Below are 12,036 nucleotides of genomic sequence, written 5' to 3' on the forward strand. Positions count from 1 at the left end.
TTCCCTTTTTTGTGGCGTAGACGCCATCCTACACCCTGAAAGATGAATTATCTTTAGGCAACATGATCGCGTTTGTCATACACTAAAAAACTGTTCATCTTTTGATATCGGTCAGGCTATGGCGACACGTCCTTCATATATCTATCAGGGTGGTTCGGTGCTGATGCATTCACCGCTGCAACTGAAAAACGCCGAGATGTACGGCTACTTTGTGCGGGGCGATCTGGCCAAGCTGCAGGCCACGCTCGACGGCACGCTCAACCAGGTGGCAGGCCGGCGCATGCGCTTCAAGGCCATCTCGCCGTATGTGCTGCTGACGTTCACGCGCGTCAACCACGCCGATTCGGCGGTGGCGGTCGATCAGAACAAGGGCTGGATCAGCGAGATCGATATCGTCACCTGGATCATGGTGGGGGCGATGGACGAGGAGGGCGAACTGGCCCACATCTATTACTACCCGGCGCATATCTTCGTCGACGACGCCATGGCGCTGATCAACGGCCGTGAGCTGTTCGGCTATCCGAAATACCTGTGCGAATACGAGATTCCCGCCGCCGGCGCCGAGCCGTTGCGCTGCGCCGTCTCGGCCAAAGGCTTCCATCCGTTCTCGCCGGAGACCAAAATCGCCATGCACCCGCTACTGGAGGTGAACGCGACGCAGAAGACCGGCATCGATACCCCGATCCATAGCCTGTTCGACCTGATCGAGGAGGCCATCAAGCTGTTTTTCTCGATCCCCGATTTCTTTAACCTTGATGCCGCCGGCTGGGACGACATCGTCTCGCTGCTGCGCAATCCGCGCATCGATCAAATCTTCCTCAAGCAGTTCCCGGACAGCGCGGGGCTGAAGGCGGTGTACCAGGCGATCCTGGCGGCGCCGGCCACCATCGAGAAGATCCACGGCGGCGGCCTGCTTGGCTATGAATACGAATGCGTGCTGCACGCCTTCGACAGCTTCCCACTGCACGAGACGCTCGGCCTGCAATTGGGACCGCAACAGGCGATCCTGCCGTACAAGCTGAATTTCGATTTCACCGCGCAGCCGGGCGAGGAGTTGATCGACAATTCCAGCGTGGCGCCGAAGAAGATCGCCATCCTTGGCGGCGGCGTCGGCTCCATGACGGCGGCCTACTACCTGAGCGACCAGCCGGGGTGGCAAAACAACTATGACATCACCGTCTATCAGCAAGGCTGGCGGCTGGGCGGCAAGGGCGCCAGCGGCCGCAATGCCCGATATGGCCAGCGCATCGAGGAGCATGGCCTGCATATCTGGTTCGGCTTCTACACCAACGCCTTCAAGATGATCAAGGACGCCTACACCAGCCTCGATCGGCCACCGGGGGCGCCGCTGGCGACATGGCGCGACGCCTTCAAGCAGCACGATTACGTGGCCTTGTCGGAGCAGGTCGGCGACCGTTGGCACAACTGGTCGATCGTGTTTCCATCGCTGCCCGGGGAGCCGGGCGAGGGCGACCAGGAGATCTCCATGTGGCAGCTGGCCGTGGCGATGATGGGCTGGATCGAACAATGGATCAACTGTATCGACGAGCTGACCGCGACGCTGGACGTGGACGAGCCGCCGCACCACGGCGGCATGCTGCCGGACTGGCTGCACCGCCTGGCGGAGGGCGTGGCCAACACGGTCAACGAGCTGGCCGACGACCTGACCCTGGCCGCGAGCGCGCTGACCGGGATGGTCACGAACATGTCGGCCGATACCGGCGTGCACACGGAGGTCGAGCATCATGCGCTGGCGGGCGTGCTGGTTGGCGTGCGTGGCCGGCTGCGTACGCGTTATCGCGGCCTGGCCGACCGCGCCCATGCCGATGGCGACATCTTCGACGACATCCGCCGGCTGTTCATCTGCCTCGATCTGGGCATCACGGTGATGAAGGGCGTGTTCGACGACGGGGTGCTCAAACACGGCTTCGATGTCATCAACGATATCGATTTCCGCGATTGGCTGCGCAAGCATGGCGGCGACGAGGACCTGTGCGTGAACTCGGCTCCGGTGCGCGGCTTCTACGATCTGGTGTTCGCGTACGAGGGCGGCGATTTCACCAAGCCGAACGCCGAGGCGGGAACCTTGCTGCGCTCAATGGCGCGTATCGGCCTTTGCTACAAGGGCGGCATCATGTTCAAGATGCAGGCGGGGATGGGCGATACCGTCTTCACGCCGCTGTACGAGGCGCTGCTCAAGCGCGGCGTCAAGTTCAAGTTCTTCCACAAGGTCGAGGAGCTGGTGCCGGAGGGACGCGAGATCGGCGCCATCCGCATGACGCGCCAGGTCGATCTGGCGGGTGACGACTACCACCCGCTGGTCGACGTAAAGGACCTGGCATGCTGGCCGAGCGAGCCGAATTACGACCAGATCGACCCGGAACAGGCGGCGCTGCTGCGGGCAAAGGAGATCAATCTGGAGTCGTATTGGAGCGATTGGCCGCGCGTGTACCAGGAGCGCTTCGACAAGCCGCTGCCGGCGCTGACGCTCAAGCGCGGCGTGGATTTCGACCAGGTGGTGTTCGGCATTTCGGTCGGGTCGTTGCCGGCCCTGTGCCCGCAGCTGCTGGCGAAAAGTCCGGCGCTGCTGGCCACCTCCGAGCATGTGAAGACGGTGGCGACGCAAGCCTACCAGGTTTGGCTGGACAAGGACCTGGCGCAGATGGGCTGGAGCATCCAGCCCAACGGCCAGCAGCCGGTGCTGAGCGGCTTCACCGAACCATACGACACGTGGGCGCCGATGGACCAGCTGCTGGTACGCGAGGATTGGCCGGCCGGCCAGGAGCCGCGCAACACGTCCTACTTCTGCAGCGCGCTGACGGTCGACAGCTATCCGCCCGCCACCGATACCGACTTCCCCAAACGGATGGCGGAAATAGCGAAGGAGGGCGCGGTCCACCAGCTCAGTCAGCAGATCGCATCATTGTGGTCGGCGGCCGGACCCGCAGGGGCGTTTCCGTGGCAGTGGCTGACCGACGCCAGCGAGGGCACTGGAGCGCAGCGCTTCGACGCGCAGTATTGGCGCGCGAATGTCGATCCGTCCGAGCGCTACGTGATGTCGGTGGTGGGCAGCACCAGATACCGTTTGCAGACCGACCAATCGGGCTTCGATAACCTGTTCCTGACAGGCGACTGGATCAAGACCGGCTTGAACGCCGGCTGCGTGGAGGCGGCGGTGATGGCCGGCATGCAGACGTCGCGCGCGATGAGCGGCCATCCCCGGATGATCGATGGTGAGACCGATTTTATTTAGTCAGGCCAGATGCTTATAGAAAAACGTGGTGCCGCAATAGGCGCCATCCGGCATCAATGCGTATTTCGGCACCACGCCGGCGCTGTGCCAGCCGGCGCGCTGGTACAGCCGTTCGGCGTCGCCGCCGGTGACGGTGTCGAGCACCAGCACGCTTTTGCCACCATCGCGCGCGGCGTCGTCAACGGCCGCCATCAATAATCCGGCGACGCCACGCCGCCGCGCGTCGCGGTGCACCAGCATCTTGGCGACGTCCGCGCGGTGCGGTTGATTGTCCGGCTGCGCGGTGATCAACTGCACCGTGCCGACCACGCGCCCGCCGCCGTCCTCCGCCACCAGCAGCACGCGCTCCGCACGCGCGACACCGGCCAGTACGCCGCGCCAGAATTCCAGCGCCTTTTCGCGGGCTAGCGGCAGCATGAAACTGACCGAGGCGCCGCCTTCCACGCAATCGATCAGCACATCGGCCAGCGCCTGCGCCAAGGCTTCGCCGCGCTCCCGAGCTTCATCGGCGTCGATGCGGCGCACGGTGATTGAATCGGACATCAGTTTCTCCTTGTCGCGTGTTGGGAGGTCAGCACGACCAGATAGCGCGCGCGTTCATCGGTGGGATTGAAGTAGACGATGTGCCGTTCGAGCCGCATGGCGAGCGTGTCGCCCGCTTGCAGCCGCCATTGCTGGTCGCCGACGCCGATCTCCATCGTGCCTTCGATGATCCAGATTTGCTGGTGGATGTCGGCGCCGTGCGGCGCGCTGTCGTAGGCGACGCGCTGGCCCGGCGGAAAGATCACGTCGACCAGTTGGATCGGGGAAGGGGCGGCGGGCGAGAGGCTGCGCCGGGTGTAGCCGGAGGCGGGGTCGGTCCATACCGGCTGATCGGCGGCGCGTCCCACGGGCGACGGTTGTTCGGTTGGCGCCGCCTTGTCCTCGAACAGGCTGGCGAGGGCAACGCCGAGGGCGCTGGCCAATTTATCCAGGACGGCGGCGGTGGGGCTGCTTTCGCCGCGTTCGATCAATGAGATGGTGGAGCGGCTGACGTTGCTGCGTGCCGCCAACGCATCCAGCGACAAGCTTTGCGCATCGCGCAATTCCCGCACGCGGCGGGCAATCAATAAGTTGATATCCATGGATTTCCATTTTACAGGAAATCCATGTCCAGTAAAATGGAATCGATATCTTCGCTGCCGGTGAGGGTCTAGCCGTTAGCGGCCACGGTTGGTGTCGGTGATGTTGTCGCCCCGGGCGCCGGCGGCGCGGTCGCGGTGCGTGGTCTCGGCCGAGGCGGCCGCTGCATCCTGTTTGCTGTCCTGGTAACTGCGGCTCAGGTTGCCTTGGCGCATGCCTTGGTCGGAACGCGCCGGCGCACGGCCGTGCTGCTCGTTCACATGCGGAGTGTCGTTCGCCACATGGCCGACGGCATGGTTGCCACTCTCCGACATACCGTCCCGCTCGGGATCGTAGCCGTCGTGGGGCATGTTGGCGCCGGGTTTGAAACCTTTTTCGCTCGGTTTGTTAGGTTGGCTCATGGTGCTTCTCCTTGGAAAGGGGAGGAACCATTGTCCTTCCCCGAGTTCACATCCTAAGCCGGCCCAACGGTTCAGTGAGTAGGCGCACATCCCGCGGCCATGTAGGAGTGCACGGAGGGAAACTTTCGACATGACACCGGGTGTGATGGGCGCGGCAAGCAGACGGCGGGGGAACGTTATCTCGGCTACTATGAACCAGACGCCCCGCCTGGCGTGGCCGACGTGGGACGCACGGGAAGCACGGAACGGATGGCCGCGCAAGCGGTCTATATTTTATCAACGTTGAAAGGATCTACCATGGGCATACTCAGCAACATTTTCCACAAGATTTTCCCGGGCTCGAAGCCTGAAGCGGCGCAACCCGCCGCCGCGCCGGCGCCTGCCGCAGCGGCACCTGCTGCCGCGCCGGCCGCCGCACCACAGCCCGCCGCCACGCCGGTGACGCCGCTGGTCGACGTCGAGGCGATCCTGACCACGATGCAGCAGCAGAACTCGCAGCCGCTGAATTGGCGCACGTCCATCGTCGACCTGCTCAAGCTGCTCAACCTGGACAGCAGCCTGGCCTCGCGCAAGGAGCTGGCCGACGAGCTGCATTACACCGGCGACAAAAACGATTCGGCGTCGATGAATATCTGGTTGCACAAGCAGGTGATGATCAAGCTGTCGGAAAACGGTGGCAAGGTGCCGGCCGAGTTGAAGGATTAATGCCTGCTGCCTAACGCCTACGCGCTGCTGACGTCCGGCGCCCTGGCGTGGTCGACGGCGGTGCGCAGATCGCTGCATGCCTTGTGCAGCGCCGCCTCGACGTCCGGCAGCATGTCGGCCACCTCGACCAGCTGGCCGGCGCTGGCCGCCGATTCCATTTCGCTGCACAGCGTGTGCAGGTGCGTCGAACTGAGATAGCCGGCGCTGCCCTTGAGGGCGTGGATGGCCGCCGCCGCAGCGCCGGTGTTGCCGGCGATGACGGCCGCGCGCGCCGTTTCCATGCGCCGTGGCGCTTCTTCCAGGAAGGCTTGGGTTATGCGCTGCCTGTGTTTGTGCGACATGCCAGCCAGCGGCATGATCTGCACCGCCGCCGGGTCCTCCGACTGCCCGGCGTCGCTGTCCGGGTCCACGCCGAATTGCTGGTCCAGCGCCTCGGTGCGTGCCGCCGTCAGGCGCGCCGAGTCGGTCGCGCGCAGCGGCCGGCCCAGGCTCAGGTGCAGGGCGATGATTTTCTCGATCTGATCGTACAGCAGGCGCTCGTCGACCGGCTTGCTCAGGAAGCCGTCCATCCCGACCGCCAGGTAGCGCGCGCGGTCGTGGTCGCTGGCGTTGGCCGTCAGCGCGATGATCGGGATGCCCGGGTCGAGCACGCGGTAGTCCTCGCTGCCGCCGCTGCGGATCAGGCGCGCGGCCTGTTCGCCGTCCATCATCGGCATGCGGCCGTCCATCAGCACCAGGTCGTAGGCGGCGGTGCTGAGCGCGTGCAGCGCCTGCAGGCCGTTTTCGACGATGCGGATGTCATGGCCCATGTTCTCCAGCAAGGTGCTGACGATGATCTGGTTGGTGCGCACGTCCTCGGCGCACAGCACGCGCAGGCGGTAGGCGTGGTGTTCCTTGCGCGGCAGGCTGGACGGATCGATCGCCGGTTCCCTGCCCAGCGTTAGCGGCAACGTCACGTTGAAGGTGGAACCGACGCCGACCCGGCTTTCGGCCGCGATCGAGCCGCCCATCAGCTCCACCAGTTCCTTGCAGATGGCCAGTCCCAGGCCTGTGCCGCCGTAGCGGCGGGTGGTCGAATGGTCGGCCTGCTCGAACTTCTGGAACAGGCGCGGCAGGGTGTCGGCCGGAATGCCGGGGCCGGTGTCGGTGACATCGAAGCAGACGGTGGCGTGGCCTTCGGCGGTCAGCATGGCCGAGGCGTCGAGCCGCACCTCGCCCCGGTCGGTGAACTTGATGGCGTTGCCCAGCAAATTGAGCAGGATCTGGCGCAGCCGGGTCGGGTCGCCGCTGACATAGCGCGGCAGGTCCAGCGCCAGGTCGCTGCGCAGCAGCAGGCTCTTGGCGTCGGCCTGGCCTTGCAGGATGCCGATGGCGTCGTCGATCAGCGCGATCAGGTCGAAATCGACCGTCTCGATCGACAGGCGGCCGGCGTCGATCTTGGAAAAATCGAGGATGTCGTTGAGGATGGCCAGCAGCGATTCGCTGTTTTGCAGGCCGATGCGCAGATATTCCTCGGTCCGGCCGCGCACCGACTGGTCGCGCATGGCGAACTTGATCATGCCGATGACGCCGGCCAGCGGCGTGCGGATGTCGTGGCTCATCGCCGACAGGAAGTCGATGCGGTGGCGGCTGACCACCTCGGCGTGCTCCTTGGCCTCGGTCAGCTGCGCGGTGCGCTCCTGCACGCGCTGCTCCAGCGTGTTGCGCAGCAGCCGGATCTGGTCGGCCAGCGCGAAGGCGAGCAGCACGCCGTCGAGCGTGCCGCCCAGCAGGGTGAACAGCTGGGCGTTGGTCACCATCGCCGGGATCAGGCCGACGTTGGCCGGCAGGATCAGCAGGCCGGGCACCATCAGCGCGACGAAGCCGAGCACGAAGAAGCGCGCCGGCTGGTAGCCGCGCCGCCATACCACGATGCCGCTGGTGAGCGCCATCGTCATCCAGATCGTGATGACGATGGTGGCGATGGTGTGGGCGTAGCTGAGCGCCAGGAAGCAGCTGGGCAAGGTGAGCAGCGGCAGCACGATGTTGACGCGGCTGAGTTTATACAGGCGCGGCGCGTGGTCCTTCAGGCGCAGGAAGGTGGTGTAGAACAGCGTGCTGAGCACTGGCAGCAGGAAGAACGGCACGTAATGCCAGTGCAGGTTGTGCCAGTTGAACAAATCGGCCGACAGGTGGAACGTCATGCCCCAGGCGATGGCGTAGCACAACACGTAGAGCGAGTAGTACAGCGAGGAGCGGTCGCGCGTGATCGAGTAGATGAAGAAGTTGAACACGGTCAGCGCCAGCAGGGCGCCGATGGAGCCGATGATCAGCACGTTTTCGCGCGCGACCAGCTGCTGGTAGGCGGTGCGCGGCATCACCGAGAACACCGGCGTGCGCGCGTAGTACGGGCTGGAGAAGCGGATCAGCACATGGTAGCGCTGGCCCGGCTGCAGGTCGATGTCCTTGCCGTAGTGCAGCAGGTAGGAATGCGGCTGGCGGTAGCCGGTCAGCATCTGGCGCACGCTGCCGTCCTCGCCGTAGAGTTGGATGTCGACCATGTCGATCAGCGTGTCGTTGGGGTCGATGACCCAGGCCGACTGGCGGCTGTCGTTGCGCAGCTCGGCCACCAGCCAATAGCCGCCGCCGAGCAGGTCGACTTTGTCGGCCGGCTTGAGGCCGGCCACCAGCGCCGGCAGTCCGGCCGCCGTGGCCGGGTAGGGCTGGCCTTCATCCAGGTAGAGCCTACCAACTTTGGCAAGGTCGATGCCGCTGTCTTCGTCGGCCACGCTCAAACCGATGGGGGCGGGCGCTTCGGCGGCCACGGCAACGGCCTGGGTCGCGTGCCACAGGCAAAATAAGCTCAGCAGCAAGAGCAACGCGTAGCGCCCGGCGTGGCGGGCCGGCACAGTGAGCGCGTGGGACGTCTTGCTTGCTTTACTCATCGGTGTTCCGTAGGGCCGCCGGTCTGGGGGTAGTTTTTTGATCATTTTAAACGAGAACATGTCTGCCTTAGACAAAATTTGACCGTCGCCGGCGGCAACTTTGTTGGCAATATTGCAGGCGAAGAATTGCAGCGGAAGATAGCAGGCGGTTATCATGCTCGCTTTTGCATCGGGACCACACGCGTGTTAATTACTCCAGAACAATTCTTCGGCTTTCTCAGCGCCGCGCTGTTGATCACCATTTCACCGGGTCCGGACAATCTGATGGTGCTCAGCGTGGGCATGTCGCGCGGGCGCCGGCAGGGCATGGTTTTCGGTCTGGGGTGCGCGCTTGGCTGCGTGAGCCACACGGTGCTGGCGGCGCTGGGCGTCAGCGCGCTGATCAAGGCGTCGCCGCTGGCCTTCGGCGCGCTCAAGCTGGTGGGCGGCGCGTATCTGATCTGGCTCGGCATCGGCGCCTTGCGCAGCCGTGGCGGCGCGCGCGTCAATAGCGCCGGCGGGGTGCCCGATGAAAGCCTGGGCAAGTTGTTCGCCAAAGGCTTGTTCGCCAACGCGATCAATCCGAAGGTGGTGCTGTTTTTCCTCTCGTTCCTGCCGCAGTTCGTGGTGGCCGAGCGTGGCAACGCCAGTTGGCAGACCGCGCAACTGGGGCTGCTGTTCACGGCGCAGGGTGTGCTGGTGTTTGGCTTGCTGGGCTATTTTTCGGGCACGGTGGGCGCATGGATCAACCGCCATCCCGGCGCCGGGATGTGGATGGACCGGGTGGCGGGCGTGATTTTCGTCGGTCTCGGACTGCGCCTGATCGTCGCCCGCTAAAAAATTTGTTAAAAAAGTTTGTTCATGCGGGCGATTGTCATCATGTCGTCATGCGGCGTTGACATACTGGCCTTGCTCTTTCAAGTCTCTCCCGATTTGAAAACCTTCGGCCCGCGCTCCTTGCTGCGGGCCTTTTTTTTATTCGGGGTCAGGTCCACCATTTCTACACGGTCTCTGCTTTAAGCCCCATTTCCAGCGTCCCATTGCTCAGCTTGTGTAGAAATAATGGACCTGACCCCGGAGTTTATTTTGCAACCAGCGTGAAGCGCAGCGCCATTTTGTCCTGGACGGTCATGGCGCCGCCCATCACCGAAAACGGTACGAGGCCGAAATCCGTCTGGTTCAGATCGACCGTGCCGCTGACGGTCATCACGCCGTTGTCCTCGCGCAGATCGACCGGGATGGCGTAGTCGCGCGTGACGCCGTGCAGTGTGATCGCCACGCGCAGCGGTTCGCCGGCCGCGCCGCGTTCGGCGCGCACCGACACCACGGGATAGCGCTCGGCGTCCAAGACCTTGGTCAGCATATTGGTTCGCGTGCCGTCGATGGCGTCGGCCGACGGCTGCTTTTCCAGACCGGCGGCGCGCCGCAGATCCGGTTCGTCCACCGTCATCTGGTCAAGACGGAACTGGAAGTCGGCGCGGTTGTGCGCCGGCGCGACCGTGCCGGTGACCGTGCGGCTGGCGACCACGTGATCGTGGCCGAGCCGCGCCAGCACGCCGCCGCGCCGCACGGTGACGGCGATCAGCGATTGGGCGCTGTCGATGGTGAGGATGCGCGCCGCGCTCGGGGCGGAAGGCGCGGCGGCACGCGCGGGAGCGGCCGGCGCTGGTTCGGATGGGCCGGATGCCGCGCCGGTGCCTGCGCTTGGCGCTTGCAGCGGCGAGCAGGCGGCCAACGTAATCAGCAGCGCGGCGCCGGCCAGGCTGCGCAGCGCGGCGTTCGACGGATTTCTCGCTGCGCGACGAAGGTGCGTGATTTGTGTATGCGTCATTTGGCCGTCATATTGTAAGATTATTATGCGTTCGCTGATCCCAGCGTGCTCCAGTTGGTCGCCGTACCCAAGCAGGTGCGGGATTTCACAAAGCATGACTCAGCAGGCTCGCCGGTGGCCTGAAACACCGGCACCATCCTACCTAAGTTTCCCTTCCCGCTACAAACTTAATGAAGTCCTAAGCCTGACTTTGCCGATAACTGGCAAAGTACTACCCATAGCGCGCGGTAAAGCCAAGCGCCCGGTTGCCGGACCCGTACAGTCCGGCACAAATACGTTCAGGCGGCACGATCGCCGCCGGACACCGTCCATCCCCACGCTCTCGAGCGTTTTACGACCAGTTTCATCTCACGATGACGCTGGTTTTTTTTTGCGCCGCCGGCCGTCGCTTTGTGTTATCTTTTTTTTATCGTTGATCGCAGCACCATTTTTCGAATCGGGCTATTATCCCTTTAGACAAACTACAAGCAAAGGCAGAGACAAATGATCGACCTTTACACCGCCGCCACGCCCAATGGCCACAAGATCTCCATCGCGCTCGAAGAGCTGGAACTGACCTACACGCTGCATGCGCTGGAGTTGTCGACCAATGAGCAGAAGCAGCCGTGGTTCCTGGCGATTAACCCGAACGGCCGCATCCCGGCCATCATCGACCGCTCGGAAGACAATTTCGCCGTGTTCGAATCGGGCGCCATCCTGATCTACCTGGCCGAGAAGACCGGCGAGTTGATGCCCACCGATTTCAAGGGCCGCTCCAGGGTGCTGCAATGGCTGATGTTCCAGATGGGCGGCGTCGGTCCGATGATGGGGCAGGCCAACGTCTTCTACCGCTACTTCCCCGAGAAGATCCAGCCGGCGATCGACCGCTATCAGGGCGAGAGCAAGCGCCTGTTCCGCGTGCTCGATGGCCATCTGGCCGACAACGAATACCTGGCCGGCGATTATTCGATCGCCGATATCGCCAATTTCGCGTGGGTGAATATTCACAACTGGACCGGGATCCCGGTCGACGATTTGCCGAATCTGCAGCGCTGGCTGGCGGCGATCCGCGAGCGGCCCGCCGTCAAGCGCGGCTTGATCCTGCCGCCGCGCGTGGAGCGCACCACGCCGGAGGAACTGGAGCAAGTGGCGGTCGAGGCGCGCAAAATGCTGGAGACCGGCCAATCGCGCGCAGGGGGCGTGTGAGATGAAGTTCTACACGTCGAGCCGCACGCCCAACCCGCGCCGGGTCGCCATGTTCATGGCCGAGAAAGGCCTGGCGGATGTGGAGCAGGTGCAGATCGATCTGGGCACGGGCCAGAACCGTAGCGCCGAATTCCTGGAGAAGAATCCGTTCGGCCGCGTGCCGGTGCTGGAGCTGGACGACGGCCGTTTGCTGAGCGAGACGCGCGCCATTTGCAGCTGGCTGGAAGGCTATGCGCCGGAGCCCAATCTGATGGGGGAGGGCTACGACGAGCGGGCCTTCATCGAGATGACGGACCGCCGGGTGGAGCTGCATCTGTTCTTCGGCATCGCCAACTGCGTGCGGCATACGCATCCGGGGCTGGCGATATTGGAGCAGCCGCAGTTTGCCGATTTCGGCGCGTCGCAGGGAGAGAAGATGCGCGACACGGCGCGCTGGCTCGACCGCCTGCTCGCCGAGCAGCCGTTCGTCGCCGGGCAGCGCTTCACCATCGCCGACATCACGGCGTTCTGCGCGCTGGAGTTCGCGCGCGGCTTGATGAAGTTCCGGCCGTCCGCCGAAGGGATGCCGCATCTGCAGGCGTGGCGCGACCGCATCGCGGAGCGCCCCAGCGCGTCGACCAGGTTTTAATTAAGCTT

The 12,036-nt window shown here is 64.0% G+C and carries 10 protein-coding genes; 5 read left to right on the top strand and 5 right to left on the bottom strand.

Annotated features, from left to right (window positions below):
• Window positions 1-118: 118 nt before the first annotated feature.
• Complete coding sequence (locus tag NHH73_13345; protein USX29203.1) at window positions 119-3,253, top strand: NAD(P)-binding protein; 3,135 nt, start codon at window positions 119-121, stop codon at window positions 3,251-3,253.
• On the opposite strand, the gene NHH73_13350 is transcribed toward NHH73_13345, so the two are convergent.
• From NHH73_13350 to NHH73_13360, 3 genes are all read right to left on the bottom strand, one after another.
• Window positions 3,254-3,796, bottom strand: coding sequence for a GNAT family N-acetyltransferase (locus tag NHH73_13350; GenBank protein ID USX29204.1), 543 nt, complete (start codon window positions 3,794-3,796; stop codon window positions 3,254-3,256).
• Window positions 3,796-4,377 (bottom strand): XRE family transcriptional regulator, encoded by a 582-nt coding sequence (locus NHH73_13355; protein USX29205.1) that lies wholly within the window; start codon window positions 4,375-4,377, stop codon window positions 3,796-3,798. Before NHH73_13355 ends, NHH73_13350 begins: the two co-directional genes overlap by 1 nt.
• Window positions 4,378-4,452: 75 nt before the next feature.
• Entirely contained in the window at window positions 4,453-4,776 is a 324-nt protein-coding gene (locus NHH73_13360; protein USX29206.1) for a hypothetical protein, read from the bottom strand.
• Window positions 4,777-5,073: 297 nt separating this feature from the next.
• Between NHH73_13360 and NHH73_13365 the strand changes: the two genes are divergently transcribed.
• Window positions 5,074-5,481, top strand: coding sequence for a DUF3597 domain-containing protein (locus NHH73_13365; protein USX29207.1), 408 nt, complete (start codon window positions 5,074-5,076; stop codon window positions 5,479-5,481).
• 17 nt (window positions 5,482-5,498) lie between these two features.
• Here NHH73_13365 and NHH73_13370 read toward each other — a convergent pair whose 3' ends face one another.
• The gene (locus NHH73_13370) at window positions 5,499-8,405 is read right to left on the bottom strand and encodes an ATP-binding protein (protein USX29208.1); all 2,907 of its coding nucleotides are present in this window, start codon (window positions 8,403-8,405) and stop codon (window positions 5,499-5,501) included.
• A 183-nt stretch (window positions 8,406-8,588) separates the two neighbouring features.
• Between NHH73_13370 and NHH73_13375 the strand changes: the two genes are divergently transcribed.
• Window positions 8,589-9,221 carry a LysE family translocator gene (locus NHH73_13375; GenBank protein USX29209.1) on the top strand — a complete coding sequence of 211 codons (633 nt, stop codon included), beginning with the start codon at window positions 8,589-8,591 and terminating at the stop codon, window positions 9,219-9,221.
• A gap of 244 nt (window positions 9,222-9,465) precedes the next feature.
• On the opposite strand, the gene NHH73_13380 is transcribed toward NHH73_13375, so the two are convergent.
• Window positions 9,466-10,215 (bottom strand): YceI family protein, encoded by a 750-nt coding sequence (locus NHH73_13380; protein ID USX29210.1) that lies wholly within the window; start codon window positions 10,213-10,215, stop codon window positions 9,466-9,468.
• A 483-nt stretch (window positions 10,216-10,698) separates the two neighbouring features.
• Here NHH73_13380 and NHH73_13385 point away from each other — a divergent pair, with 483 nt between their 5' ends.
• Entirely contained in the window at window positions 10,699-11,400 is a 702-nt protein-coding gene (locus tag NHH73_13385) for a glutathione binding-like protein (protein USX29211.1), read from the top strand.
• 1 nt (window position 11,401) lies between these two features.
• Entirely contained in the window at window positions 11,402-12,028 is a 627-nt protein-coding gene (locus NHH73_13390; protein ID USX29212.1) for a glutathione S-transferase family protein, read from the top strand.
• Window positions 12,029-12,036 lie beyond the last annotated feature (8 nt).

The sequence above is a fragment of the Oxalobacteraceae bacterium OTU3CINTB1 genome (genome assembly GCA_024123955.1).
Classification (GTDB): domain Bacteria; phylum Pseudomonadota; class Gammaproteobacteria; order Burkholderiales; family Burkholderiaceae_D; genus Rugamonas.